Source organism: Pseudomonas fluorescens (assembly GCF_000802965.1).
Lineage (GTDB): Bacteria > Pseudomonadota > Gammaproteobacteria > Pseudomonadales > Pseudomonadaceae > Aquipseudomonas > Aquipseudomonas fluorescens_A.
The window spans coordinates 41377-66728 of sequence record NZ_JSAK01000003.1; the positions used below are offsets into that span (position 1 = coordinate 41377).

At 60.4% G+C, this 25352-nt stretch carries 25 protein-coding genes; 13 read left to right on the forward strand and 12 right to left on the reverse strand.

Going from position 1 to position 25352, the window contains the following annotated elements:
• Positions 1–169 precede the first annotated feature (169 nt).
• From livH to NL64_RS03340, 4 genes are read left to right on the forward strand one after another with little or no spacing between them, the layout of a single operon-like run.
• Positions 170–1093 (forward strand): high-affinity branched-chain amino acid ABC transporter permease LivH, encoded by a 924-nt coding sequence (livH, locus tag NL64_RS03325; RefSeq protein ID WP_034146748.1) that lies wholly within the window; start codon positions 170–172, stop codon positions 1091–1093.
• Positions 1090–2346: a high-affinity branched-chain amino acid ABC transporter permease LivM gene (locus NL64_RS03330; protein ID WP_034146749.1), complete on the forward strand. Its 1257-nt coding sequence runs from the start codon at positions 1090–1092 to the stop codon at positions 2344–2346. Before livH ends, NL64_RS03330 begins: the two co-directional genes overlap by 4 nt.
• On the forward strand, positions 2343–3110 hold the full coding sequence (gene livG / locus NL64_RS03335) for a high-affinity branched-chain amino acid ABC transporter ATP-binding protein LivG (RefSeq protein WP_034146750.1): 768 nt from the start codon (positions 2343–2345) through the stop codon (positions 3108–3110). Before NL64_RS03330 ends, livG begins: the two co-directional genes overlap by 4 nt.
• Positions 3111–3812 (forward strand): ABC transporter ATP-binding protein, encoded by a 702-nt coding sequence (locus tag NL64_RS03340; protein WP_034146751.1) that lies wholly within the window; start codon positions 3111–3113, stop codon positions 3810–3812.
• Positions 3813–4017: 205 nt separating this feature from the next.
• Here NL64_RS03340 and NL64_RS03345 read toward each other — a convergent pair whose 3' ends face one another.
• Positions 4018–4926 (reverse strand): LysR family transcriptional regulator, encoded by a 909-nt coding sequence (locus NL64_RS03345; RefSeq protein ID WP_034146752.1) that lies wholly within the window; start codon positions 4924–4926, stop codon positions 4018–4020.
• 105 nt (positions 4927–5031) lie between these two features.
• Here NL64_RS03345 and NL64_RS03350 point away from each other — a divergent pair, with 105 nt between their 5' ends.
• The 3 genes from NL64_RS03350 to NL64_RS03360 all read left to right on the forward strand — a co-directional run bounded on the left by NL64_RS03350 (position 5032) and on the right by NL64_RS03360 (position 8156).
• Positions 5032–5631: a short chain dehydrogenase gene (locus tag NL64_RS03350; protein WP_034146753.1), complete on the forward strand. Its 600-nt coding sequence runs from the start codon at positions 5032–5034 to the stop codon at positions 5629–5631.
• A gap of 159 nt (positions 5632–5790) precedes the next feature.
• Positions 5791–6447, forward strand: coding sequence for a COG3650 family protein (locus NL64_RS03355; protein WP_034146754.1), 657 nt, complete (start codon positions 5791–5793; stop codon positions 6445–6447).
• A 95-nt stretch (positions 6448–6542) separates the two neighbouring features.
• Complete coding sequence (locus NL64_RS03360) at positions 6543–8156, forward strand: NAD(P)/FAD-dependent oxidoreductase (protein ID WP_034146755.1); 1614 nt, start codon at positions 6543–6545, stop codon at positions 8154–8156.
• 126 nt (positions 8157–8282) lie between these two features.
• Here NL64_RS03360 and NL64_RS03365 read toward each other — a convergent pair whose 3' ends face one another.
• The gene (locus NL64_RS03365) at positions 8283–9377 is read right to left on the reverse strand and encodes a PLP-dependent cysteine synthase family protein (protein ID WP_034146756.1); all 1095 of its coding nucleotides are present in this window, start codon (positions 9375–9377) and stop codon (positions 8283–8285) included.
• A gap of 238 nt (positions 9378–9615) precedes the next feature.
• Here NL64_RS03365 and nhaA point away from each other — a divergent pair, with 238 nt between their 5' ends.
• From nhaA to NL64_RS03380, 3 genes are all read left to right on the forward strand, one after another.
• Positions 9616–10803, forward strand: coding sequence for a Na+/H+ antiporter NhaA (nhaA, locus tag NL64_RS03370; RefSeq protein WP_034146757.1), 1188 nt, complete (start codon positions 9616–9618; stop codon positions 10801–10803).
• 121 nt (positions 10804–10924) lie between these two features.
• Positions 10925–12124: a colicin E3/pyocin S6 family cytotoxin gene (locus NL64_RS03375; RefSeq protein ID WP_034146758.1), complete on the forward strand. Its 1200-nt coding sequence runs from the start codon at positions 10925–10927 to the stop codon at positions 12122–12124.
• Complete coding sequence (locus NL64_RS03380) at positions 12121–12396, forward strand: pyocin S6 family toxin immunity protein (RefSeq protein ID WP_317846742.1); 276 nt, start codon at positions 12121–12123, stop codon at positions 12394–12396. The genes NL64_RS03375 and NL64_RS03380 overlap by 4 nt, the downstream gene beginning before the upstream one ends.
• 64 nt (positions 12397–12460) lie before the next feature.
• Here NL64_RS03380 and NL64_RS03385 read toward each other — a convergent pair whose 3' ends face one another.
• Positions 12461–12925, reverse strand: coding sequence for a glycine zipper 2TM domain-containing protein (locus NL64_RS03385; protein ID WP_034146759.1), 465 nt, complete (start codon positions 12923–12925; stop codon positions 12461–12463).
• Between the two features lie 166 nt (positions 12926–13091).
• On the opposite strand from NL64_RS03385, the gene NL64_RS03390 reads away from it, so the two are divergent.
• Positions 13092–13328, forward strand: a complete 237-nt coding sequence (locus NL64_RS03390) for a hypothetical protein (protein WP_034146760.1) — start codon at positions 13092–13094, stop codon at positions 13326–13328.
• A gap of 5 nt (positions 13329–13333) precedes the next feature.
• Here the strand turns inward: NL64_RS03390 and pdxH are convergent, their stop codons facing one another.
• The 5 genes from pdxH to dinG all read right to left on the reverse strand — a co-directional run bounded on the left by pdxH (position 13334) and on the right by dinG (position 21301).
• Entirely contained in the window at positions 13334–13981 is a 648-nt protein-coding gene (gene pdxH, locus NL64_RS03395; protein ID WP_034146761.1) for a pyridoxamine 5'-phosphate oxidase, read from the reverse strand.
• Between the two features lie 25 nt (positions 13982–14006).
• Complete coding sequence (locus NL64_RS03400; RefSeq protein WP_034146762.1) at positions 14007–15098, reverse strand: OmpA family protein; 1092 nt, start codon at positions 15096–15098, stop codon at positions 14007–14009.
• Between the two features lie 114 nt (positions 15099–15212).
• Positions 15213–16358 (reverse strand): EstA family serine hydrolase, encoded by a 1146-nt coding sequence (locus tag NL64_RS03405; protein WP_034146763.1) that lies wholly within the window; start codon positions 16356–16358, stop codon positions 15213–15215.
• A gap of 201 nt (positions 16359–16559) precedes the next feature.
• On the reverse strand, positions 16560–19061 hold the full coding sequence (locus NL64_RS03410) for a beta-galactosidase (RefSeq protein WP_034146764.1): 2502 nt from the start codon (positions 19059–19061) through the stop codon (positions 16560–16562).
• A gap of 95 nt (positions 19062–19156) precedes the next feature.
• Positions 19157–21301: an ATP-dependent DNA helicase DinG gene (gene dinG / locus NL64_RS03415; RefSeq protein WP_034146765.1), complete on the reverse strand. Its 2145-nt coding sequence runs from the start codon at positions 21299–21301 to the stop codon at positions 19157–19159.
• 99 nt (positions 21302–21400) lie between these two features.
• Here dinG and NL64_RS03420 point away from each other — a divergent pair, with 99 nt between their 5' ends.
• Positions 21401–21865 carry a CopD family protein gene (locus tag NL64_RS03420; RefSeq protein ID WP_034146766.1) on the forward strand — a complete coding sequence of 155 codons (465 nt, stop codon included), beginning with the start codon at positions 21401–21403 and terminating at the stop codon, positions 21863–21865.
• A 122-nt stretch (positions 21866–21987) separates the two neighbouring features.
• Here NL64_RS03420 and NL64_RS03425 read toward each other — a convergent pair whose 3' ends face one another.
• From NL64_RS03425 to NL64_RS03440, 4 genes are all read right to left on the reverse strand, one after another.
• The gene (locus NL64_RS03425) at positions 21988–22746 is read right to left on the reverse strand and encodes a collagen-like triple helix repeat-containing protein (protein ID WP_034146767.1); all 759 of its coding nucleotides are present in this window, start codon (positions 22744–22746) and stop codon (positions 21988–21990) included.
• Positions 22739–23017 carry a DUF1145 domain-containing protein gene (locus NL64_RS03430; RefSeq protein WP_034146768.1) on the reverse strand — a complete coding sequence of 93 codons (279 nt, stop codon included), beginning with the start codon at positions 23015–23017 and terminating at the stop codon, positions 22739–22741. The genes NL64_RS03425 and NL64_RS03430 overlap by 8 nt, the downstream gene beginning before the upstream one ends.
• 148 nt (positions 23018–23165) lie before the next feature.
• Complete coding sequence (locus NL64_RS03435; protein WP_034146769.1) at positions 23166–23882, reverse strand: OmpA family protein; 717 nt, start codon at positions 23880–23882, stop codon at positions 23166–23168.
• Between the two features lie 89 nt (positions 23883–23971).
• Complete coding sequence (locus NL64_RS03440; RefSeq protein WP_034146770.1) at positions 23972–24661, reverse strand: OmpA family protein; 690 nt, start codon at positions 24659–24661, stop codon at positions 23972–23974.
• 190 nt (positions 24662–24851) lie between these two features.
• Between NL64_RS03440 and NL64_RS03445 the strand changes: the two genes are divergently transcribed.
• On the forward strand, positions 24852–25349 hold the full coding sequence (locus NL64_RS03445) for a DUF6231 family protein (protein WP_034146771.1): 498 nt from the start codon (positions 24852–24854) through the stop codon (positions 25347–25349).
• The last annotated feature ends 3 nt before the right edge of the window (positions 25350–25352 follow it).

The following is a 25352-nucleotide window of genomic DNA, read 5'->3' on the forward strand; positions in this document are numbered from 1 at the left end:
ATTGGGCCGCGCTGGCGTGATCCGCTAGTCTCCCCACCTGAAAATCTCAAAACCGTCATCAGCGGTTCGCTGGCAAACCTCGAATTCGAAGTGGATGCAGATCCACGGGGCTCGAGCGGGAAAATGACTCCACCAGTGAAATGCGTATCAGGTTTTTAGGAGCGCTGTAATGCCTGACATCTATCACTTCTTCCAACAGCTGGTTAATGGTCTGACCATTGGCAGCACGTATGCCCTGATCGCCATCGGCTATACGATGGTTTACGGCATCATTGGAATGATCAACTTCGCCCACGGCGAGGTGTACATGATCGGCTCCTACGTGGCGTTCATCGCCATCGCCGGGCTGGCCATGCTGGGACTCGACAGTGTTCCATTGTTGATGACCGCCGCTTTCCTCGCGACCATCGTCGTGACCAGTGCCTACGGCTACAGCATCGAACGGATCGCCTACCGCCCCCTGCGCGGCAGCAACCGTCTGATTCCGCTGATCTCCGCCATCGGCATGTCGATCTTCCTGCAGAACACGGTTCTGCTGGCGCAAGACTCCAAGGACAAATCCATCCCCAACCTGATTCCGGGCAACATTGCATTCGGGCCAGGTGGCGCACAAGAAGTGCTGATTTCCTACATGCAAATCGTGGTGTTCGTGGTGACCCTGGTCGCCATGCTCGGTCTGACGCTGTTCATCTCCCGCTCTCGCCTGGGTCGCGCCTGCCGCGCCTGCGCCGAAGACATCAAGATGGCCAACCTGCTGGGTATCAACACCAACAACATCATCGCCCTGACCTTCGTCATCGGTGCCGCCCTGGCGGCCATCGCCGCTGTGCTGCTGAGCATGCAATACGGCGTTATCAACCCGAACGCCGGTTTCCTCGTCGGCCTCAAGGCCTTCACCGCAGCGGTACTGGGCGGTATCGGCAGTATTCCGGGCGCCATGCTTGGCGGTCTGGTGCTGGGCGTAGCTGAAGCCTTCGGTGCCGATATCTTCGGCGACCAGTACAAGGACGTCGTGGCTTTCGGTCTCTTGGTTTTGGTGTTGTTGTTCCGGCCAACCGGCCTGCTGGGCCGCCCGGAGGTTGAGAAAGTATGACTAGGAATCTTAAACAGGCGCTGTTCAGTGCCTTGCTGGTGTGGGCAGTTGCCTACCCGGTGCTCGGTCTGAAGCTGACCATCGTCGGCATCAACCTCGAAGTCCACGGCACCAGCACCGCCACGTTGATCACCATCGCCGTCTGCTCGGTACTGATGTTCCTGCGCGTGCTGTTCGACCAGCAAATCAGTTCAGCCTGGCGCTCGTCGCCAGGCATGCCGCTGATTCCGGCCAAGGCCAGTAATTTCCTGACCCTGCCGACTACTCAGCGCTGGTTCATCATTGCCCTGATCGCCGGTGCGCTGGTCTGGCCGTTCTTCGGTTCTCGCGGCGCGGTGGACATCGCGACGCTGGTGCTGATCTACGTGATGCTCGGCCTCGGCCTGAACATCGTGGTCGGCCTGGCCGGCCTGCTCGACCTCGGCTACGTCGGTTTCTACGCCGTCGGCGCCTACAGCTATGCGCTGCTGTCGCACTACTTCGGTCTGAGCTTCTGGATCTGCCTGCCGATCGCCGGCCTGATGGCAGCCACCTTCGGCTTCCTGCTCGGCTTCCCGGTGCTGCGTCTGCGCGGTGACTACCTGGCGATCGTGACCCTGGGCTTCGGTGAAATCATCCGTCTGTTCCTGCGCAACCTGACCGGCCTCACTGGCGGCCCGAACGGTATCAGCAACATCGAGAAGCCAACGTTCTTCGGCTTGACCTTCGAACGCAAGGCCGCGGAAGGGATGCAAACCTTCCACGAGTATTTCGGCCTGGAATACAACTCGATCAACAAGGTGATTTTCCTCTACCTGGTGGCATTGCTCCTGGCACTGGCGGCGCTGTTTGTGATCAACCGCCTGCTGCGCATGCCGTTGGGCCGGGCCTGGGAAGCCTTGCGTGAAGACGAGATCGCCTGCCGCGCCCTCGGCCTGAACCCGACCATCATCAAACTCTCGGCTTTCACCCTGGGTGCCAGCTTCGCCGGTTTCGCCGGTAGCTTCTTCGCCGCCCGACAAGGCCTGATCACTCCCGAGTCTTTCACCTTTATCGAATCGGCGATCATCCTCGCCATCGTCGTACTGGGTGGCATGGGCTCGCAACTGGGCGTGATCCTCGCGGCCGTGGTGATGATTCTGCTGCCGGAAATGATGCGTGAGTTCAGTGAGTACCGCATGTTGATGTTCGGTGCCTTGATGGTACTGATGATGATCTGGCGCCCTCAGGGTCTGCTGCCCATGCAACGTCCTCACATGGAGCTGCGCAAATGAGCCGCGAGATCCTTAAAGTAGAAAACCTGAGCATGCGCTTCGGCGGCTTGCTGGCGGTCAACGGCGTAGCCTTGAGCGTGAAAGAGAAGCAGGTTGTGGCGCTGATCGGCCCTAACGGCGCCGGCAAGACCACCGTGTTCAACTGCCTGACCGGTTTCTATAAGCCGAGTGGCGGTAGCATCCTGCTGGACGGCGAGCCGATCGAAGGCCTGCCGGGCCACAAGATCGCCCTCAAAGGCGTGGTGCGTACCTTCCAGAACGTGCGGTTGTTCAAAGACATGACCGCGGTCGAGAACCTCTTGATCGCCCAGCACCGCCACCTGAACACCAACTTCCTGGCCGGCCTGTTCAAGACTCCGGGCTTCCGCAAAAGCGAACGCGAGGCCATGGACTTCGCCGAGTACTGGCTGGAAAAGGTCAACCTGAAAGAGTTCGCCAACCGTCCGGCCGGCACCCTGGCCTACGGTCAGCAACGTCGCCTGGAAATCGCCCGTTGCATGATGACCCGCCCGCGGATCCTCATGCTCGACGAACCGGCCGCCGGCCTGAACCCGAAGGAAACCGAGGACCTGAAAGCGCTGATCAGCGTGTTGCGTGAAGAGCACAACGTTACTGTGTTGTTGATCGAACACGACATGAAACTGGTCATGAGCATTTCCGACCACATCGTCGTGATCAACCAGGGCACCCCTCTGGCCGACGGTACGCCGGAACAGATCCGCGACAATCCTGAAGTGATCAAAGCCTACCTGGGGGAAGCGTAAATGCTGCAGTTCGAAAACGTTTCCACCTTCTACGGCAAGATCCAGGCCCTGCACAGCGTCAACGTCGAAGTCCGCCAGGGCGAAATCGTGACGCTGATCGGCGCCAACGGTGCCGGCAAGTCCACGCTGCTGATGACCCTGTGCGGTTCGCCGCGCGCCCACAGCGGCAGCATCCGCTACATGGGTGAGGAGCTGGTTGGCCAGGACTCCTCGCAGATCATGCGAAAAAGCATCGCGGTGGTGCCGGAAGGTCGTCGGGTGTTTTCCCGTCTGACCGTGGAAGAGAACCTGTCCATGGGCGGATTCTTCACGGCGAAGGGCGATTACCAGGAACAAATGGACAAGGTCCTCGGACTTTTCCCACGCCTGAAAGAACGCTTCAGCCAACGCGGCGGCACCATGTCCGGCGGCGAACAGCAAATGCTCGCCATCGGCCGTGCGCTGATGAGCAAACCCAAGTTGCTGCTGCTCGACGAGCCGTCGCTGGGCCTGGCACCGATCATCATCCAGCAGATCTTCGACATCATCGAACAGCTGCGCAAGGACGGTGTGACGGTGTTCCTGGTGGAGCAGAACGCCAACCAGGCGCTGAAAATCGCTGACCGGGCCTACGTTCTCGAGAACGGTCGGGTAGTGATGCAAGGCACGGGTGAAGCCCTGCTGACCGACCCGAAAGTGCGCGAGGCGTACCTCGGCGGCTAAGCCTTTGCGGCAAACAAAAAACGGCCTTCGGGCCGTTTTTTTATGCATGCCAGAAACGGCAATGAAACCTCCCTTGTAGGAGCCGGCTTGCTGGCGATGGCGGTGTATCAGCCAACATCCTTTTGAATGTAACACCGTGATCGCCAGCAAGCCGGCTCCTACAAGGGTGTGTGATCGTTCCCACGCATACAGTGGGAGCTATCGCTCAGAGACGATCCAGCGCCTCCCCACTGCGCTTGAACCAGCCAATCAGATAATCCGCCAACACCTGCGTGCGCTTGGGCAAACCGCCCTGATACGGATGGACCAGGTACATCGGCATGCTCCGTGTCTGATAGTCACGCAGGAGCCAGCGCAAACGTCCGTCAGCCAATTCTGTCGGTAACAAATAGGACGGCAAGCGGGCAATGCCGGCGCCAGCCAATGCGGCTTTTTTCAGCAGGCTGTAATGGTTACTGGCAAACGGTCCCGAAACTCGCACCCGCAACAATTCGTGCTGCTGGTGATACAGCCATTCTTCGCGACCGCTGTAATGGCTGTTAAGCAGACAGCGATGTTCAGCCAACGCCTGTGGCGTCAACGGCTCACCGTACTGTTCGAGATAGGCCGGGCTGGCGCAGGTCATTTCGTGCCACGCCAGCAATGGCCGCGCAACCAGGCGTTCGTCATTGGCCACGTCGGAGCGAACCGCCAGGTCAAAACCGTCACGGGACAAATCGCGATAATTATTGCTGAGGTCCAGTTCGATCTGCACTTCGGGGTATTGGCTCGAAAACTCCAGCAACAAACCATCGAAGAAGGTTTCCCCCAGCGAAACCGGAACCGTCATACGCACCGGGCCAGCCATGTCATCCTTCAATCGCGCCAGCGCCTGACGCGCCCTTTCGACCTGAACGACCAGGGCCTGCGCCTGTGGCAACAAAGCAGCGCCCGCTGCCGTCAGGCTCAAACGCCGCGTGGTGCGTTGCAGAAGCACCACAGAAAACTGCGCTTCGAGCAGGCTGATGCGCTTGGACAATTGCCCCTTGCTGCAACCCAGTTGTTGCGCCGCCAGGGTAAAACTCCCCGCCTCCACCAACACCGCGAACGCCGCCAGATCATCCATTTCGCTCATGGATTGTTTCCATTTGAAAACCAAAGGTTGCCTATTAGCGCGCTTATCGACGGAAAAAACCACTCTAAACTGAAGCCACTTTCAACCCAATGGAGTAACGGCAGCATGAAAATTCTTTTGATTGGCGCAGGCGGCACCATCGGTTCGGCGGTCGACAAGGAGCTTTCCCAGCGCCACGAAATCATCCGCATCAGCCGCAACAGCGGTGATTTTCAGGTGGACATCAGCGACAGCGCCTCGATTCGCAAACTGTTCGAGCAGACCGGTAAATTCGATGCGCTGATCTGCGCCGCTGGCAACGTAACCTTCGCACCGTTGGCGGAAATGACTGACGAAAGTTTCACCCTGGGTCTGAAGGACAAACTGATGGGCCAGGTCAATCTGCTGCTGATCGGCCGCGAATTCGCCAACGATGGTGCATCGTTCACCTTCACCACCGGCGTGCTCAGCCACGACCCGATCCGCAGCGGCGCCTCGGCAGCGCTGGTCAATGGGGCGCTGGACAGCTTCGTCCGCGCTGCCGCCATCGAACTGCCACGCGGCCTGCGGGTGAATTCGATCAGCCCGAACGTGCTGGTCGAAGCCATGGGCAAATACGCGCCGTACTTCCGCGGCTTTAAACCGGTTCCTGCGGCGGATGTGGCATTGGCCTACGCCAAAAGTGTCGAAGGCTTGCAGACCGGCCAGACATTCCACGTCGGTTAAACCACCACTAACCCGTAGGAACCGGCTTGCTGGCGATGGCGCCCTCCAGATCGCTATCGCCAGCAAGCCGGCTCCTACGGGTTAATCGACAACCATCACTGGGGTTGTGATGAACGTTCAGGCTGAGTAACGTGGCGGCACTTGTCAGGAGACCCCAAGATGCGTGTTGCCCGTTCCCTAGTCCTCGTTGCCCTGCTTCCGCTGTTCGCCGCTTGCCAGTTGTTCGATGGCTCGCGTGAAAGTGCCTCCCATGTGGGCCAAACCCGCATGCAGGGCCAATTGAGCGCAGCCGACGGCAAGCTGTTGTTCCAGCCATGCGGCGACACGCGTCGTTATGTGGTCAACGACACCGGCGGCACCAGCGTCCTGCAACAGGCAGCCACTCTGGCCGATGCCCAAGGCAAGTTGTTTGCCGATGTGCGCGGGCGGATCGTTGGCGACGGCCAACTTGACCTGGAAACCCTCTACCGCGTCGAACGTTCGGGCACCGCATGTGACGATCCCAATTTCAAACTGCTGATCCTGCGCGCTGCCGGCCACGCCCCCGAGTGGAGCGTGAAAGTCAGCGGCAAAGGCATGGTTGTCGAACGCGCCGGCCAACCAGCATTGGCGCTGCCCTACGTTGAAGAACAGCTGGGCGATGGCCGTTTCAACCTCAGCACCGAAGCCAACAATCAACACATCGAACTGTGGGTCGCGCCGCAACGTTGCGTCGACAGCAGCACCGGCAGCATTGCGCACATGAGCGCCGAACTGCGCGTCAACGGTCAGGTCCAGCGTGGCTGCGGGTATTTCGGCGGTTCCCGCGACGACTGATCGTTTTTGCCTCACGGGACCGGCCTTTGCGGCTTATAATTGCCGGCTTCAAACGCCCTGGCGCAGTTGTGCGCCCCGCGAACCCGGATCCCGTCATGTTACGAATCACCGAACTCAAGCTGCCGATCGACCATCCCGATGAAGACCTTCGCCCTGCCATCGTGCAGCGCCTGGGCATTGCCAGCGATGACTTGCTCGACTTTACCTTGTTCAAGCGCAGCTACGATGCGCGCAAAAAGTCCTCCGAACTGTGCTTCATCTACACCATCGACCTCAACGTTCGCGATGAGGCGGCAGTGCTTCACAAGTTCGCCGATGACCGTAACGTCAACGTGGCACCGGATGTCAGCTACAAAATGGTCGGCCAGGCACCGACCGATCTGAGTGCACGCCCGATCGTCGTCGGTTTCGGCCCATGCGGGATTTTCGCCGGGCTGTTGCTGGCGCAAATGGGCTTCAAGCCGATCATCCTCGAACGCGGCACCGAAGTGCGCCAGCGCACCAAGGACACCTGGGGCCTGTGGCGTAAAAGCGTGCTCAACCCCGAGTCCAACGTGCAGTTCGGCGAGGGCGGCGCGGGGACATTCTCCGACGGCAAGCTCTACAGCCAGATCAAGGACCCGAAATTCATCGGTCGCAAAGTCCTCAATGAGTTCGTCAAGGCCGGCGCGCCGGAAGAAATCCTCTACGTCAGCAAACCACACATCGGTACGTTCCGTCTGACCGGCGTCGTGGAAAACATGCGTGAGCAGATTCGCGCCATGGGCGGCGAAGTGCGCTTCCAGCAACGGGTCACCGACGTGCTGATTGAAGACGGCCAATTGGTCGGCGTCGAACTCGATGGCGGCGAGCAGATCCACTCGAAACACGTGATCCTGGCCCTCGGCCACAGCGCCCGCGACACCTTCCGCATGCTCCACGGCCGTGGCGTTTACATGGAAGCCAAACCGTTCTCGGTGGGGTTTCGCATCGAGCACCCGCAGTCGCTGATCGACCGCGCGCGCCTGGGCAAGTACGCCGGCCACCCGAAACTCGGCGCCGCCGACTACAAACTGGTGCACCACGCCAAGAACGGCCGTTCGGTCTACAGCTTCTGCATGTGCCCGGGCGGCACGGTGGTCGCGGCGACGTCCGAGCCGAATCGCGTGGTCACCAACGGCATGAGCCAGTACTCGCGTAACGAGCGTAACGCCAACTCCGGAATCGTCGTCGGCATCACCCCGGAAGTCGATTATCCGGGCGGACCGCTGGCCGGTATCGAGTTGCAGGAACGCCTGGAATCCCACGCCTTTGTGCTGGGCGGCAGCAACTACGAAGCGCCGGCGCAACTGGTCGGCGACTTTATCGCTGGCAAGCCGTCAACCGAGTTGGGCAGTGTTGAACCGTCCTACAAGCCGGGCGTTGCCTTGGGTGACCTGGCGCTGGCCTTGCCGGCCTTCGCCATCGAAGCGATTCGCGAAGCCTTGCCGGCGTTCGAGAAGCAGATTCGCGGCTACTCGCTGCACGACGCGGTATTGACCGGGATCGAGACCCGCACCTCGTCACCGCTGCGGATTACCCGTAACGAATCGATGCAGAGCCTGAACGTGAAAGGCCTGTTCCCGGCGGGTGAAGGCGCGGGTTATGCGGGCGGGATCTTGTCGGCGGGTGTCGATGGGATTCGCATTGCGGAAGCCGTGGCCCGCGACATTCTCGGCCTGGAGGCTTAACGCCAACCCCTTGTAGGAGCGAGCCTGCTCGCGATCGCGGATTACCATTCAACAAAAATGTTGGCTGATCTACCGCTATCGCGAGCAGGCTCGCTCCTACAGGGGGCCATCATTGTTTGAAAGATCCTAGATATTGGCCCGCAGAACCGAGACCGGCAGCGGCTCGCCGCGCTCGACGGTCGCTGCTACCGCATCGATCAACCCACTCAACTCATACCCCTCAGCCTTGAGCCAAGCCTGATCGTAATACGTCGTGGCATAGCGCTCGCCGCCATCGCACAAGATCGCCACGATCGACCCCGCCTCCCCCGCTGACGCCATCTGTTGCGCCGCCATCAATGCGCCAATCAGGTTGGTCCCGCTCGATCCGCCCACATGTCGTCCCAAACGTTCGGCCAGGTAATGCATGGCCGCCAGCGACAATGCGTCCGGCACCTTGACCATCGCATCGATCACCTTGGGCAGGAACGACGCTTCCACCCGCGGTCGGCCAATACCTTCAATTCGCGAACCGTGATCCAGGCGAAGGCTGGCATCGCCGGTCTGGTAGTGGTCGAAAAACACCGAGCGCTCGGCATCGGCGCACAACACGCGAGTGCGGTGCTGGCGATAACGCACGTAACGTCCCAGCGTTGCCGTGGTGCCGCCGGTGCCGGGGCTTGAAATCAGCCAGCTCGGCTCCGGATGCTGCTCGAAACGCATCTGCTGGAATATCGATTCGGCGATGTTGTTGTTCGCCCGCCAGTCGGTGGCGCGCTCGGCGTAGGTGAACTGGTCGATGAAGTGCCCGTCGTGTTCCCGGGCCAGGCGCTCGGACTCGGCGTAGATCTGCGTCGGATCCTCCACCAGATGACTCTGTCCACCGTAGAAGGCTATCTGTGCGATTTTTTCCCTGGAGGTGGTCGCCGGCATCACCGCAATAAACGGCAAGCCCAGCATACGAGCGAAGTACGCCTCGGAAATCGCAGTCGAGCCGCTTGAAGCCTCGATCACCGGCGCGCAGGGCTTGAGCCAGCCGTTACACAACGCGTAAAGAAACAACGAGCGCGCCAACCGATGCTTGAGGCTGCCGGTGGGATGGCTCGACTCATCCTTGAAGTACAACTCGATGCCCGGAAAACCCGGGAGCGGCAATGGGATCAGGTGGGTGTCGGCGCTGCGCTGAAAGTCGGCTTCAATAATCCGGATGGCTTCGCGGGCCCACTGTCGGTTGTCGCTCATGGTGATTTTCTCGTTGGATCGGCCAGGAATCTGCCTCAATAATCAAGCTTAGGAAAAAACCTACATCCAGCACAGGTACAGCTGAGCTTCAATACGCTCGGCAACTGCTAGGCTCAGGTCCGTGCGGGACAATCACGTTGTAACGACATATAACAAAAAAGAATATAACTTTTGTTTTAACAACTAACGGTACGGGTTAGGGTGTCCCACCTTTTGAACTCATCGATGGAGAGCGACCTTGCCTCTGCGTAGCACTTTCACGCGTTTCTTTCAGTTGGAAGCTGCCAGCGGTCTGTTATTGATCGCCGCGGCTGTCCTCGCTTTGGTCATCAACAACTCCTCGCTGTCATGGCTCTACAACGGCTTGCTGGACACGCCGGTGGTGGCCCAGGTCGGCGCCCTGAAAATCGCCAAGCCGTTGCTGCTGTGGATCAACGACGGGCTGATGGCGCTGTTCTTCCTGCTGATTGGCCTGGAAGTGAAGCGCGAAGTCCTCGACGGCCAGCTGTCCAATCCGTCGCAGATCGTGCTGCCGGGTGCCGCCGCCATCGGCGGTATGGTGGTGCCGGCGCTGATCTACTGGTTCCTCAACCGTGACAACCCGGCAGCCCTGGGCGGCTGGGCGATTCCAACCGCCACCGACATCGCCTTCGCCCTAGGTGTCCTGGCGCTGCTGGGCAAACGCGTGCCAGTGTCGCTGAAGCTGTTCCTGATGACCCTGGCAATCATCGACGACCTCGGCGCAATTATCATCATTGCGATCTTCTACTCCGGTGCATTGTCGACGCTGTCCCTGGCATTGGCCGCAGCCTGCATCGCGGCGCTGATCGGGATGAACCGGCTTGGCGTGGTCAAGCTCGGGCCCTACATGATCATCGGTTTGATTCTCTGGGTCTGCGTGCTAAAAAGCGGCGTGCACGCCACGCTGGCCGGTGTAACACTGGCCTTTTGCATCCCGCTGCGCACGAAAAACGCCGAGCCTTCGCCACTGCTGACTCTCGAACATGCGCTGCACCCATGGGTCGCCTACGGCATCTTGCCGCTGTTCGCTTTCGCCAACGCCGGCCTGTCCCTGAGTGGCGTCACCGTCGAGAGTTTCACCCACGACGTACCGATGGGCATTGCGGTCGGCCTGCTGCTGGGCAAGACCGTTGGCGTGTTTGGCCTGACCTGGCTGGCGGTGAAAATCGGCATCGCCGCCCTGCCCCAAGGCGCCAACTGGGGTCAGATATTGGGCGTCGCGATTCTATGCGGCATTGGCTTCACCATGAGCCTGTTCGTCGGCTCCCTGGCGTTTGTGCCGGGCGCCAGCGACTACGCAGGGATGGACCGGATGGGGATTTTGACCGGTTCGATACTGGCGGCGTTGATCGGTTATGCGGTGACGGCGATGGCGAGTCGCAAGAACACCGCTTTGCCGTCCTGAGAAACAGAGACAATTCTTAGGGTCATTCAAGACCCGTCCTACAGCCACGCTCCGTCGCGTTCGTTAACGTCGCGCAGCCCCTTCCCGGGGCTGCCGATCGACGAATGCACAAGGACAATCAGTGGCTGGGCAAAAGGACATTCCACGGGTGCCAAACCCACCGTCAGGCGACGGACATCACATAACCTACCGCTTCTTGACGGATTCCGAACTGGCAGCTCGCGAGAGCAGGCAAAGCGCCTATGAGGCCATGCTCGCCAGGCAAGATGCCTTCGAACGTAAACGTCCGGTCATCCAGGCAGCACAAGAGCCCTTTCGGGCCGGCTGCGTCTTCGCCAAATCCTGCAACTTGCCAGACTCAATCATCGATTACTCCACCCCCTCGGGAATGGTGCCCACCGACAGCCTCGAGGATTACGGCGAAATCGCCTGGCTGGGTGCTCGCGACGTAGATGAAAGCGGTCTGCTGAATCTGAAAACGATCAGCGGCTCCACCCTTTCACTCGGCCTCGGTCAACTGGCACTTCGCGCGCCGGCTCTCGTCGCTCCGGTCGTTAGCGCAGGCGTTGCTCTCGGTACGGCTGGCGCCGCGACATTGACCGGGCTGGTCGCCGTATTCTGGACACCCAGCCTGGGCGACAGCGCCCTCTACACCGAAGACCAACTTCGCGCCCTCAAGCAGGCCCGCACGCGTATGCGGCTGCAAATCGAACAACAGGCTGACGGCAGCCTCAAGGGCTACGCCTTTTACACAGGCAAGAACCGTGATTGGGAAATGGTCGATGTGGTGCAGATTGCTTGGCGAGGCAGCCACTACGTCGCCGACCTAGGTGAAGGCATCGAACTGATCTGGACCCCGGCAGTAGACGCTTCCGACATCCTCGGCATCCCCAAACTGGAAGCCGCCCCGCAAGCCCCGCACATCTGGGTTTATCCGCCGACGAAACAGGCGGACGGCATCATCGTGAACCCGGTTTATCCGCCTGATTACAAGGATTTCATTCTTGTGTTTCCGGTGGGGTCGAGGGTGAAGCCGGTTTACATTGTAATGAGTCTGCCGGGGGATCATAAGTACTACGATGATCCTGAAACACTTCCAGCTTTCCCTGACGTTACCCGAGTGAAATCGAAATCTTCAGTCCAGGGTGGCGGTAAAAAACGAGCTCGCTGGGTTGACCGCAAAGGAAGGATATACGAGTGGGACTCCAAAAGCGGCGCAGTCGAAAAGTACGATAAATTAGGAGAACATCTAGGCGAATTCAATCATTTGACGGGGGAGCGAACAAAGGACGCTAAGCCGGGAAGAAGGACTCCAAAGTGACCCAAGAGATAAAAAACATGCGCTACCTTTCCATTACCGGTTTTTACCCAGATGAGAAGCAGAACGATGCATTGCAGTTCGAATTAGCTATCAAAGACTACAAGCTAAACCAGGCTCTGGCTCAATTGACCGAATCAAAGCCACTTGAAGACTTGGAGCCCGGTGAACTGGAACTTACTGAACAGCAGATCCGGCAGGTTGCAGATTTACTCAAAACGAATTTCCCAACTGGGCTGGAATACTTCATCGGGACGCGCTTTAGCGCCCAGTAATTATGCACAAACAAAAACCCCGACCAGTCACCTGATCGGGGTTTTCATTTACCCGTTTTCCCGCTTAGTGCGAAACGCGGCTCGTGCCGTCAACGGTAGCAATCCGCACACGCTCGCCAACACGGAACACTTCGTTCTCTTGAACCTGTTGCACGTAGGCGCGCATGCTGCCGTCGTCTTCGCGGACGGTGATTTCCACGCCCTGAGTACGGGTCAGGCCTTCTTCGGCCGCGGAACCGACGAGGCCGCCGGCGACTGCGCCGATGACCGCAGCAACGATACTGCCTTTACCGCCACCGATGGCGCTACCACCCACGCCACCAACCGCTGCACCGGCGAGGCCGCCGATCGGGGTTTTGGTGCCTTCGATTTTCACCGGACGCAGGGCTTCGATGGTGCCCATGCGAATCGTCTGCACCCGACGCGCTTCGTCACGGGAATAGGAGTCACCGGTCAAGCTCGATTGGCAGCCAGTGAGCAACATCGCCATCGTGGAAAAGGAAGCAACCAGCAGAACAGACTTACGCATAGCATCAACTCCAAAGGACAGGTAATCATTAAACTCCGCAGCTTGACGCCTGTCACGGCATCGCCCGGATAAAAATGGTTTCATTCAGTTCCAGTACAGGCGCTGCCGCAAGCTGACGGGCGAACGCGGCAATTTCAATGATCTGCGCTGCTGACACGGGATTTTCATGGATTACTTTATCATTGTCGTCACTACCGTTGCCGGACTGTACTTCCACTGGTGGCTATACGTGCGTATCAAACGCTGGATGGACCGCGATCTGGCGCTGGCCCTGGCCGGTCAGGATGAGCAGAAAAAAGCGTTCATGCTCGAACGATTGGCGAGCGCGCAGGCGCAGAAGATCAGGCGTCGAGACCTGCCGAAGTGGCTGGAGGCCGCTGCGGCAGGGTATCCCGATCGGTAGACTGCTTAGGGTGCCAGACGTTCAAGAATCCAGTCGGCGCCCTGCAAACGGTAATTGAGGCGGTCGTGCAGGCGGCTTAGACGGCCCTGCCAGAACTCGATGCGCTCCGGCAGCAGGCGATAACCACCCCAGTGTTCAGGGCAGTGGGGCTGGGTGTCGCTGAAACGTTGCTCGGTGTCCTTGAGCAGCGCCTCCAACTCTCCACGATCGGCAATCACCCGGCTCTGCGGCGAAGCCCAGGCACCGAGGCGGCTGCCCAGCGGGCGAACCTGATAGTAAGCGTCAGACTCTTGCGGCGTGACCTTGACCACCCGCCCCTCGATGCGCACCTGACGCTCCAGGGCAGGCCAGAAAAAGGTCATGGCCGCGAACGGGTTCGCGGCCAGGTGCTGGCCCTTGGCGCTGTCGTAATTGGTGAAGAACGTGAAGCCCTGTGCGTCCAGGCCCTTGAGCAGCAGAATGCGGCAATGCGGCCGGCCGTCCTGATCGACCGTGGCCAGGGTCATGGCATTGGCCTCGACTGGCGCCTGCTCGGTTTTCACCGCATCAGCGAACCACTGATGGAACAGCGCGAACGGCTCGGCCGGGGCTTGCGCCTCGGTCAGGCCATCACGGGTGTAGTCACGGCGCATATCAGCCAGGGCCTTGGTCATGGCGCATTCCTTTTGGGTTAACGAATCACTTCTTTGTGGTATCGGCGGCGACTTTCGTTGCGTCGGCTGTCGCTTTGGCCGGTGTAGTCTTTTTCGCTGGCGTCGCGGTTTTAGCCGGGGCTTTCTTGGCTGGAGCCTTGGCCGCTTTCTTGGCCGGGGCCTTTTTCGCCACCGGTGCAGCCGCTTTTTTAGCATCGGCCGGCGCTGGCGTCACTGGCTTGGCGACTGGCTTGATGTCCTGGGCCGCAACCATGCGCACCGGTGCCGGAGCCGGCATGTTGTACTTGCTCAGCAACGCGACCATGGTGTTTTGCGGGGTCACCAGCAGTTCCACGCGACGGTTCAAGGCACGACCTTCAACGCTGTCGTTGGCGGCACGCGGAGCTTCACCGCCCATGCCGCGCAGCATCAGGCGATCACGCTGCAGACCGCTGAGACGGAAGATCGCAGCCACGGCTTGCGCACGTTCCTGGCTCAGCTTGACGTTGGCCGGTGCGGCGCCCGAGGTATCGCTGTGACCAAGTACCAGCACGGCGGTTTTTGGATCGACTTCGAGGATTTTCGCGACGCGCGTGAACGGGCCGAGGGTCACGGGCAGCAACATGGCCGGGCGATCCGGGTTGAACGAGCCTTCGACCGGCGCGGTGACGACCAACACGTTTTCACGGCGTTCGAGTTGCAGGTTGCTGTCCTTGATCGCTGCACGCAGACGCGGCTCGTAGTCGTCGAGCCAGGCCTGGGTGACTTTCGGATCCGGCATCGGCACGGCTTTGGCGGTGCTCTGCTCTTTGCCGCCGAACGGCCACCACCAATTGCCACTTTCCTTTGCCTCAGCCTTGGCAACTTCGACCGGCTTGGCTTCAGGTTTTACCTCTGGCTTTTTGTCGAGCACTTCCTCGGCGCCGAACGGCCAGTACCAAGGGCTGGTGCTTTCAGCCTTGGCCACCGGGGCGGTCGCGGCAGGTTTCAAGGGTGCCGGAGCCGGCTCTTTGGCTGCGACTTTGTCGGAGGAACCGAACGGCCACCAACTGCCGCCGTCTGCATCATTTTTAGGAGTCTGCGCGCAACCGGTAATAGCGAAGCACAGTGCCAAAGCGAGGGTGGGTTTGGTTGACATTGGATATCCACAAAAATGAAGTAATAAAAAATCAGGCCGTATCGGCACGTATAAACAGACGCTTGGAAACTGAAAAGGCTTTCGGGTTCCAGCTCCGGAACCCTTGGGCGTGATTTACAGACAAGTGGCCAGTACCCGCACAAGCTTTTGTGCGCGCGGATCCATCAAGACGTACGGCCCCAGTGTATTTGTCACAAAACCGAAGGCCACATCGTGCTCCGGGTCAGCAAAACCGATGGAGCCGCCCGCGCCCGGATGACCGAACGCTCGCGGGCCCAAGCCGAATGTCGCGTTAGGCACATCCGGCTGATCGAGCATGCAACCCAGGCCGAAACGGGTCCGGGTCAGTAAAGTCTTGTCCTCGCCTACGCTGTGCTCGCGCGTCAATTCGTCGAGCATTTCGCCTTCCAGCAAACTACCGTCGAGCAAACCGGAGTAGAACCCGGCCAGGCTACGCGCATTGCCGTGGCCGTTGGCCGCCGGTTGCTGCATGCGCCGCCATTCGGGTTTGTTGGTGCTGGTCAGGACCGACGGCGGGTTGGTGAACGCACGTGTGGTCATGGCCGTTGGTTCGCGCATGGTCACTTGCAGCAGACGCTGGGCTGCGGCATCGCCGACGTTGCCCTTGCCACGGGCGATGTGCGCCACGCGGTGAAACTCTTCATCGGCCAGGCCGACGTGAAAATCCAGACCCAGTGGCTTGGCGACCCGCGCCACGATGGATTCGCCCGGCCCGCGACCGTCGACTCGGCGCAGCAACTCACCGACCAACCAGCCGTAGGTGATAGCCGCATACCCGTGGCCTTCACCCGGTGTCCACCACGGTGCTTCGGCGGCCAGGGCGTCGACCATGGTTTGCCAGTCGTAAAGCGCTTCGGGGGCCAGCAACTCGCGCAACGCCGGCAGACCGGCCTGATGGCAGAGCAGTTGGCGCAGGGTGACGGATTCTTTGCCAGCGGCGGCGAACTCGGGCCAGAAGCGGGCAACCGGGGCATCCAGCTGCAGTTTGCCCTCGGCCACCAATTGCAGGGCGGTGACGGCGGTGAAGGTCTTGGTGCAGGAGAACAGGTTGGCGATGGTGTCGCTGTGCCAGGCCTCGGCGCCATCCTTGTCGGCGGTGCCGGACCACAGGTCGACGACGGTTTCGCCGCCGATCTGGATGCACAACGCCGCGCCGCGTTCCTGAGGATCGTCGAACAGCGCCGCGAACGCTTCACGCACTGCCTCGAACTTAAGCTCGTAATGACCCTGAATCTGCACCCGCAACTCCCCGGAAAAACGTTCTGTAAAGTGGGCCGCATTGTTCCAGCCCCTGAGAGTTTTGGGAACAGGGGCGGGCTGGGCGGTCAATTCAAGATCAGGATGAAAATCAAAAGATCGCAGCCTGCGGCAGCTCCTACAAAGTGTTCACATTTCCCCTGTAGGAGCTGCCGAAGGCTGCGATCTTGGCGGCCTCAAAAATTAGTGACCCTTGCCGGAGTGCCCACCAGCGCCCTTCCCCGGACCTTTGCCGGCTTGGGCTTCGCGTCCGCCCTCAGCGTCATGGCTCGCTTTGTCGACCTCGGCGGCGGCCTTCTCGGCCTCTTTGCCCAATTGATCGACCGTTGCCAAATTGCTCTTGCGCACGCTGTCGACAAAGCCCTGAAACGGCAGATCGGTAATACCCACCAGACCAAAGTGACCGTTTTCGCCATCCAGCAGGCGCCCGGTGACGGGCTGGTCGAGGTACTGGAACCAGTGCACGCCGACTATCGACGGTTCGCTCAGCGCCTGTTTCAGGAAGTTGGCGTAGGCCGGCCCACGGTCTTCTTCCTTCGCCAGTTGCGTCACGCCGCCCCAGAACGGGCCGCGATCGGTCGAGCCGAAATTGAATTCGGTGATCAGCACCGGTTTGTCGAGGCTGCGCAGTTTGGCGAAGTCGTAACCATCCTGCGGTTGCAGGGTATACATGTTGAAGCTCAGCACGTCGCAATACTGGGCGCAGGAATCGACCGCTTCCGGGGTGCTGATGGCAAAGCGGCCACCGAGCAACAGCTGGTTCGGCGCGTGCCACTTGAGTGAATCGGAAATGGTCTTGAAGTAGGTGTCCGCAAAGACCTTCTGGAAATATTTGAAGTCGGCCTCGATTTCCGGGTGTTCGGCGCTTGGCAGCGGCGGCACGAAACCGGGATCTTCCATCAATTCCCACGCAGGCAAATCAATACCCCATGCCTTGGAAAGCCCCGCCTGATTGCGGTACTTGTCGCGCAATTGCTTGAGGAATGCGCGTTTGGCCGGCACGTCAGTGGTCATTTTCAAGGTGCCGTAGGCCAGCGCGTAACGGGCTTTCGGATCATCGCCGGGACCGGCCCACGCCAGTTCGTTGTCGGCGAAGTAACCGATCAGCCAGGGATCATCGCGATGGTCGCGGGCGGCGATGGCCACAGCACGTTCGGTCGCCATGGCGAAACGCGGGTCAAATGGATCGGGCATGCCGCCCCACCAGTCGCTGCCGGTGCTGATGCTGGCGTAATCGCCGACGATCGACAGCGGTAAGGTATACGGCACGCGTTCAGCGTCACCCAGTGCCGACGCGCTCCAGTTGCCGAGGGTGTTGAAACCCCAGGCTTGCAGGCGATCGAGGGTGTGACGGGGCCAGCGCTGCTCATCAAACGTCGCTTTGCAGGGTTCGGCAGGTGTTGGCTCGGCAGCTTTCGCCACCGTCGCATCGGCGGCACCAGCCTTGGCGGCTTCGGCGACACCGGATTCAGGCGAAGATGGCGCGACGGGTTGCTCGGCGGCCTTCTCCGCCGTCGCCTCTACCGCATCGGCCTTGGCCGCTTCAGCAACGCCGGCCTTGGTGTCGCTGCCTAAAGAACAAGGATCGCCATACAGACGCTGCAGATTGGCGCCATAGAAGTCATACCACTTCCCGGCATTGAAGCCCCGGCCCTGATCGACGCCGTTGCCACCGCGGTTATCGCCTTCACCGAAGTGACTGGCCAGCGGTTCCTCAGCCTTGGGCAGGGATTCGAACATCCATTCGCGACCGGCGATGTAGGTCTGGTTGACGTCCGCCGTGACGGTGTTGACCCCCAGCGAATAGAACGGATGCCCTTGCGGCGTTACCAGATACCAACGACCGTCACGCTTCTCGGTGCGGAAAAAGCCGCTGGCCTTGAACGTTGGCCCCTTGGTCGAACCGCCAAACTTATCGAGGGAGGCCTTTTCGCGCTCGGCCAGCCAGGTTTTCAGTTGTTGCTGTTCCTTGGCCGCGGCGCTTTTGAGTTGTTCGTCGCTGCTGACCTTCTCCGGCCATTTCGCCCGGGACGATTGGCCATAAGCATCGACCAACCCGCCGTACACGGCCTGGGTCACGGCCTCGGCATCCTGCACGCCGAAGCGCTCCAGCAGAATACTCTGGGCCACTTTCGGTTGATCCATCGAAATGCTCACCGACACCACTTGGCCGCGATCCAGTTCACCGACACTGCTGGCCAGCAAAATGCGCTGGCCGTCCACCGTCATCGGCATTGGTGGGCCGGCCTTCATGCCCTGGCTCAGCGACGACGTCGGTTGCAATGGCACCAACAGGGTTTGCGCCGGGCCGGCCGGCAGATCGACGCGGCTGACCAATGTCTTGCCGTCGTTGCTCTGGATGGTCACGTACAAGGTCACGGCCCAGTTCATGGCGCTTTGCACCCGTAGGCTCATGGCACCCGACTGCGACCAGTTCCACGCCCCGGTCTGCGGGGTCAGGCGCAGGGTGGGCCGGGCTACCGGGTTGAACGTCACCCGGCGCAGCACTTCACCTTCGGCGGTTTGCTCGGCGTTGGATTGCGGCAGGCTGGCGTCCTGGGTCGCCACCTGAACCACGTCGGCAGGGCGCACAAAGTTGAACAGCGTCTGCTGGCCCGCGGGAGCGGCCAGCAAGGGCGTTGCGAACAACAGGGCAAAAACAGCAGGCAGCGAACGGCGAATCATGAGAACGAAATTCTCCCTAACGACCTCGGTGGGCCAATGGAAAAGCGATGACAGAGAGATAGACAACGCGGCGGGCAAAACTGCCCACCGGTGTTTCAGGAAATTTCACGACGGAAAGGAGGCAACGCATTGAGGATCGCTTTGCCATAGCGCTGGGTCACCAGACGCCGATCAAGCAGAGTGATGGTGCCGCGGTCTTCTTCGGTGCGCAGCAGACGACCGCAGGCCTGGACCAGTTTCAGCGAGGCGTCCGGCACCGAGATTTCCATGAACGGATTACCGCCACGGGCCTCGATCCATTCGGCCAGCGCCGCCTCGACCGGATCGTCCGGCACCGAGAACGGAATCTTCGCGATGACCACGTGCTCGCAATAAGCACCGGGCAAGTCGACGCCCTCGGCAAAACTCGCCAGACCGAACAGCACGCTGGAATCCCCGCCATCGACCCGTGCCTTGTGCTTGTTCAGGGTTTCCTGTTTCGACAGGTTGCCTTGAATGAACACTTGCTTGCGCCAGTCGCGATCCAGACCGTCGAACACGTCCTGCATCTGTTTACGCGAAGAGAACAGCACCAACGTGCCGCGCGAGCCTTCGACCAGGTCCGGCAGATCGCGGATGATCGCGGCGGTGTGCGCGGCTGCATCGCGGGGATCGGCGTTGAGGTTCGGCACCCGCAGCACGCCGGCGTCGGCGTGATGGAACGGGCTCGGGACCACGGCGGTCACGGCTTTCTTCGGCAGGCCGGCACGCATGCGGAAACGGTCGAAGGTGCCGAGGGCAGTCAAGGTTGCCGAGGTGACGAGCGCACCGTAGGCCACGTTCCACAGATTGCGCCGGAGCATTTCGGCCGCGAGGATCGGGCTGGCGTTGACCTCGATGTCGAACAGCGAGCCGCTTTCGGCCAGGGTCAGCCAGCGTGCCATCGGCGGGTTGTCTTCCGGGTCTTCAGCGGTGAACGCGACCCACAGCTCCCAGTTGCCCGAAGAGCGGGACAACAGGCTGCCGAACAACGGGTACCACTCTTCGGCCTGATTACTGGCGATGCCAATGTTGACCTCGCCGTCCATGCCTTCCTTGAGCAATTCAGTAAGACGCGTGAACAGGTCGGTCAGGCGGGCGAAGCCTTTTTTCAGTTCAATGCCCATCTCGCGCATGTGCTCGGGAATTACCCCGCCGACGAAACGGTGACGCGGTCGCTCGCGACCTTCAACGTCTTCGCCGGGTTTGAAATCGGCGGCCTGCTCGCAAGCGGTGAACATGAATTGTTGCTGGGTCTTGATCTCCCGCGCCAGCTCCGGCACCTGCTCGATCAACTTGCCCAGATCGCCCGGCAACGGGTGCTGGGCGAGCAATTTGGTAAGGTTCTTGGCGGTGGTTTCCAGCCAGTCGGCGGTGGAACGCAGCCGCGTGTAATGGGCGAAGTGGCCGATGGCCTTGTCCGGCAGGTGATGGCCTTCGTCGAATACATAGATGGTGTCGCGCGGATCGGGCAGCACCGCGCCGCCGCCCAACGCCAGGTCAGCCAGGACCATGTCGTGGTTGGTGACGATCACGTCGACCTTGCCCATGCCTTCACGGGCCTTGTAGAAGGCGCACTGGCCGAAGTTCGGGCAATGACGGTTGGTGCACTGGCTGTGATCGGTGGTCAGGCGCGCCCAGTCGGCGTCTTCGAGTGCGGTGGACCAGCTATCGCGGTCGCCGTCCCATTTATTGCCGGCGAGCTTTTCGATCATGCTGGTGAACAGTTTCTGGCTGGCCTCATCGACTTCGATCTTGAAGCCTTCTTCCTCGAACAACTGCGCCGTGGCGGTTTGTGCGTGACCTTCCTGGAGCAACATGTCGAGCTTGGACAGGCACATGTAGCGCCCGCGGCCCTTGGCCAGGGCGAAACTGAAATTCAGCCCGCTGTTGCGCATCAGGTCGGGCAAGTCCTTGTAGACGATCTGCTCTTGCAGGGCGACGGTGGCCGTGGCGATCACCAGGCGTTTGCCAGCGGCTTTCGCCGTCGGGATCGCCGCGAGGCTGTAGGCCACGGTCTTGCCGGTACCGGTGCCGGCTTCCACCGCGACAATCGCGGGGTCGCCACTGCGCCGGCCTTCGTCGTCGGTGTCGATGTCACCGAGGACCTTGGCAATTTCGGCGATCATCAGACGTTGGCCGTAGCGCGGCTTGAGGCTCTTGGCTTCGAGAAAACGCGAATAGGCGCCCTGGATCGTGGTTTTGAGTTCGGTGCTGATCATGGATTGTCGGGCGCAAAAAACGCTGGATAAATTTTCAGTGGTTCGGTTCGGCGGCTATCATACCCCGCTAATTAATCCCGCGCAGAACGGAGTACCCGAATGACCGCTTTTAGCCTCGTTTATAGCTTGCATGTCCTCGCCGCACTGGTGTGGGTGGGCGGCATGTTTTTCGCCTGGATGGTCTTGCGCCCCGCGGCGATAAAGGCGCTGGAAGGCCCTGCCCGGTTAAAGCTGTGGGTAGAAGTGTTTCAAGGTTTTTTTCGCTGGGTCTGGGTGGCGGTGCTGCTGTTGCCGATCAGCGGAGTCGGCATGATCCATCTGCAATACGCCGGGTTTGAAACCGCGCCGCGTTATGTGCAGGTGATGATGGGGTTGTATGTGGTGATGACTGCGTTGTTCATCCGGATCCAGGCGCTGATGTTGCCGGAGCTGCGCACGGCGGTAACGGCCGAGGATTGGCCAGCGGGAGCTGCGGTGCTGGGAAGGATTCGTCGGTTGGTGGGGATTAATTTGATTGTGGGGTTGGTGCTGGTGGCGATTGCGGCGGCACGACCAATATTTTGAAGTGACACTGCCCTTGTGGCGAGGGAGCTTGCTCCCGCTGGACTGCGCAGCAGGCCCATCTTTTGGGGCCGCTTCGCGACCCAGCGGGAGCAAGCTCCCTCGCCACAGGTTGTTGATTGTTTTTACAACCGCTGTACTGTCACAGAGCCCGCCGCTCCGGCAACTCCCGGTTGCCCGTCGACACCCGGTTTGCCGCTCTTGCCGCCGTCGGCCTTGTAGACCAGACAGCCCTTGGCTTTGCCACCCGCCCCCGGCTTGCCGCCCGGACCAGCCACGCCACCGGCACCGCCGGCTACCTGAACCTTGATTTGGTCTGCCGGGAAATCGTGTGGCACGGTCAATCGCACCAACGCGCCCGGCGCGCCTGGTTGTCCGTCACTGCCATCGCTGCCATCGGCACCGCGACCCGCCTGGCCCCAGGCGCAACCTGGTGCCTGGCCGTTGGCCCCGTCGAGGCCGACAAACCCCGGCGCACCTGCACCACCGCGAGCGTCCACCATCAATTGCGGTGCCTTCAGCGTCTTGATCTGCAAATTCAGATTTCGCCCGGCACGGGCAGCCTTCTGGTACGTGCCTGGCGCACCTCGCGCGGTGATCTGGCTGCCCTCGGACAAGTCCGCACGACTGACCTTCAGCTCCAGCGGCTGCTCGCTGGGCACAATGGCGATCCGCGCATCACGGCCCAGGTGCAGTTCGCTGACAGTGACTTCGGTCACGTTGGAGGGGATCAGCAGCGTGCCGTAATCGGCCACTTCCAGGCGTTCCAGCTGCAACGTGCTGGCGGTATTGGGCAAGCGCATCAGCGAGTTGGTTTCAACGCTGACCACTTGGGCGCAGGCCAATGGGCTGATAAGTGCAGCGAGCAGACAGAGTTTACGCATGGGAAGCCTTAGATGCGGTCGGAGCCGGAATGGTTTGCAGGTGGAAAACGCCGAAAACGAGGACTTTCAAGCGATCTAGCCAAGGGTGGGCGCGGCCCCTGAGGCTGCGGTAGCAGAACACCGCCTCCAACAGATGAAGACCAGCCAGCAGGCCGCCTGCCAGATTGACCAACAGGTGCAGCGGATGGATGAAAGGCATGAGCTGATTGACCAGCACCACCAACCAGAACACCAGGGTCAACAGCCTCCCCAGCCCCCATATCACCTTCATACGCGCCCCCGATGAGAATTATTCTTTGGGCGCACAGTAACGGCTTCCGCGCGGGATTAGCCAGAGGGCAACCGAAAATTCTTCATGAAGATCGCCGAATGGCCGCCGGATCGATGCAAATATCGACCCGACAGCTCTATTTCGCGGATCAACGATTGATGTGCAATTCCACGCGACGATTTTTCGCCCGCCCTGCATCGGTTTCGTTATCGGCAACCGGCTCACTTTCACCCTTGCCTTCGCTGGTGACTTTGCTCGGCGCAACGTGCTGGCTCAGCAAGTATTCGGCGACGCTGCTGGCACGTCGTTCCGACAGCCCCTGGTTGTAAGCATCCGATCCGACGCTGTCGGTATGACCGACCACCTTGATGCTCACGACGCTGGCGTCCAGCAGTTTGCCCATGACCGCATCCAGTTGACTCTGCATGGCGGGGGTCAACTCGGATTTATTGAAGGCAAACAGCACATCGTCGGCATCGCTCAGGGTGATGACTTCGGCTTGCACGGGTTCAGGTTCCACGCTGGCCGGATATTGCGGCAGCGGGCAACCGTGGTGTTCGACAGGGGTGTTGGCAGGTGTGTCAGGGCAGCGATCACGACGGTCGAATACGCCATCGTCATCTTCATCACCATCCTGGGCATAGCAGATCAAACCACCGGATAAAATACCGAGCGCCGCTCCACCAGCCGCCCAACCGGCACTTTCGATAGCGCCCAGGCCGCCGCCGACCAGTCCGCCGATGAGGCTGCAGATAGGCCAGGTACGTTGATTGAGGGGGGCAGTGCCATCGCTGTGAGTAGCGCAGCCGGTCAACAGGCTGCCAAGCAGCAGAACCGGCAAGACGGTCCGTGTGAGTTTGGTCATGTTGAAAACTCCTGTGTCACCGGCCCATACCGGTCACACAGGAGTAAAGACCCGCATCCGCGACTGCACAAGCCGCGGATGCGAGGGACCTAGCGGTTGATTTTGATTTCCGTGCGACGGTTTTGCGCACGACCATCAGCCGTTGAGTTGTCTGCAACCGGCTGGCTTTCACCCGCACCGGACACCGACACGAAGCTGCTGCGTGGCACACCACTTTCGATCAGATATTCCACCACCGAGTGGGCGCGTTGATCCGACAGTTTCTGGTTGTAGGCATCACTGCCGACGCTGTCGGTGTGACCGGTTACGGTCAACCGGGCACTGGCGGCTTCCTGTTTCAGGCGAGTCGCAATGGTGTTGAGCTTGTCTTTATCGGCAGCTGTCAGCTTGGCCGAGTCGAACTGGAAGTTGACATCGCGGATGACGATGACTTCTTCCTTGACCACTACGGCTTCTTCAACCACTGGAGCAGGTGGAGGGCAACCATCGGCATCGACCCTCACGCCTTTAGGTGTACCCGGGCACTTGTCGCGGCTATCCAGCACGCCATCGCCGTCTTCGTCGCCATCACCGTGAACCCAGCAATAGGCTGCTGCCGTAGCACCGACCACCAGCGCGCCATAGCCTGCCCATGAGGAACTCTCGGTCGCACCGAGACCCGCACCTACGACACCACCGACCGCCGCACAGGTCGGCCAGTCGGTTTTCTGCAAACCTGCGCAACCAGTCAACACACTGGTTAGCAGAACCAGGGGTAATGCTGTCCGAACTATGCTCATCTAGTTTTCTCCTGAAGGATCGGCTTAGAACCGATTCACGGAGTAAAGACCGGACTTTTAATCTCCGCCAGCAATAGGCCATTGCAGTTTTATCCGACGTTCACGACTGATCGTCATTTTTACGGTAAACCCGCTCTAGGCTCGAACTGGCGGGCAGGCTAGTCTTGGCAGATCTGATTGAGGATCTTCGATGATTGCAGGTATTTCTTCGCGCACGCCGCAACAGGCGCTCGCCGCTTTGCTGGACCGTTACGCCCCGTCGCGCCTGTTGCTGATCGGCGCCAGCGAATTCCCCGCGCTTGAAGCATTCAAGCTCGCGCACCCGGACAGCGAGGTGGCGCATGCGGCACCCGGGCCATTGCCCGCCGAACTGGCGGCGCGCCGGTTTGACCTGGCGCTGGTGCTCGATTGCCTCGAACATCTGCCCAAGCGCGACGGTCTGAATTTGCTGGGCGGCATTCGCAACCTCAATGCCAGCCGCATCGCGGTGCTGGCAGACCTGCCGGCCAGCGGTTGGCAGGAAACCGATTTTTTCTCCCTGGCCCTGCAAGCCAGCGAACGCTTCCAGCGCGACGAACAAGTGCTGACCCTGTTTACCTATGATCTGCTTGACTACAAACAAGTACCCGACTGGCTCAATTCACGTTTCTGGGCCAATCCGGAAAATTTCGGGAAATACTGGTGGTAACGC

Bases quoted from the DNA above. Each gene is read 5' to 3' on its own strand.
- livH (WP_034146748.1), top strand. From the start codon at position 170: ATGCCTGACATCTATCACTTCTTCCAACAGCTGGTTAATGGTCTGACC.
- pdxH (WP_034146761.1), bottom strand. From the start codon at position 13,981: ATGACCAAGGCCCTGGCTGATATGCGCCGTGACTACACCCGTGATGGC.
- NL64_RS03360 (WP_034146755.1), top strand. From the start codon at position 6,543: ATGTTACGAATCACCGAACTCAAGCTGCCGATCGACCATCCCGATGAA.
- NL64_RS03410 (WP_034146764.1), bottom strand. From the start codon at position 19,061: ATGATTCGCCGTTCGCTGCCTGCTGTTTTTGCCCTGTTGTTCGCAACG.
- NL64_RS03350 (WP_034146753.1), top strand. From the start codon at position 5,032: ATGAAAATTCTTTTGATTGGCGCAGGCGGCACCATCGGTTCGGCGGTC.
- NL64_RS03425 (WP_034146767.1), bottom strand. From the start codon at position 22,746: ATGCGTAAACTCTGTCTGCTCGCTGCACTTATCAGCCCATTGGCCTGC.
- NL64_RS03430 (WP_034146768.1), bottom strand. From the start codon at position 23,017: ATGAAGGTGATATGGGGGCTGGGGAGGCTGTTGACCCTGGTGTTCTGG.
- NL64_RS03385 (WP_034146759.1), bottom strand. From the start codon at position 12,925: ATGCGTAAGTCTGTTCTGCTGGTTGCTTCCTTTTCCACGATGGCGATG.
- NL64_RS03390 (WP_034146760.1), top strand. From the start codon at position 13,092: ATGGATTACTTTATCATTGTCGTCACTACCGTTGCCGGACTGTACTTC.
- NL64_RS03435 (WP_034146769.1), bottom strand. From the start codon at position 23,882: ATGACCAAACTCACACGGACCGTCTTGCCGGTTCTGCTGCTTGGCAGC.
- NL64_RS03365 (WP_034146756.1), bottom strand. From the start codon at position 9,377: ATGAGCGACAACCGACAGTGGGCCCGCGAAGCCATCCGGATTATTGAA.
- dinG (WP_034146765.1), bottom strand. From the start codon at position 21,301: ATGATCAGCACCGAACTCAAAACCACGATCCAGGGCGCCTATTCGCGT.
- NL64_RS03345 (WP_034146752.1), bottom strand. From the start codon at position 4,926: ATGAGCGAAATGGATGATCTGGCGGCGTTCGCGGTGTTGGTGGAGGCG.
- NL64_RS03355 (WP_034146754.1), top strand. From the start codon at position 5,791: ATGCGTGTTGCCCGTTCCCTAGTCCTCGTTGCCCTGCTTCCGCTGTTC.
- NL64_RS03445 (WP_034146771.1), top strand. From the start codon at position 24,852: ATGATTGCAGGTATTTCTTCGCGCACGCCGCAACAGGCGCTCGCCGCT.
- NL64_RS03400 (WP_034146762.1), bottom strand. From the start codon at position 15,098: ATGTCAACCAAACCCACCCTCGCTTTGGCACTGTGCTTCGCTATTACC.
- NL64_RS03440 (WP_034146770.1), bottom strand. From the start codon at position 24,661: ATGAGCATAGTTCGGACAGCATTACCCCTGGTTCTGCTAACCAGTGTG.
- NL64_RS03330 (WP_034146749.1), top strand. From the start codon at position 1,090: ATGACTAGGAATCTTAAACAGGCGCTGTTCAGTGCCTTGCTGGTGTGG.
- livG (WP_034146750.1), top strand. From the start codon at position 2,343: ATGAGCCGCGAGATCCTTAAAGTAGAAAACCTGAGCATGCGCTTCGGC.
- NL64_RS03340 (WP_034146751.1), top strand. From the start codon at position 3,111: ATGCTGCAGTTCGAAAACGTTTCCACCTTCTACGGCAAGATCCAGGCC.
- NL64_RS03420 (WP_034146766.1), top strand. From the start codon at position 21,401: ATGACCGCTTTTAGCCTCGTTTATAGCTTGCATGTCCTCGCCGCACTG.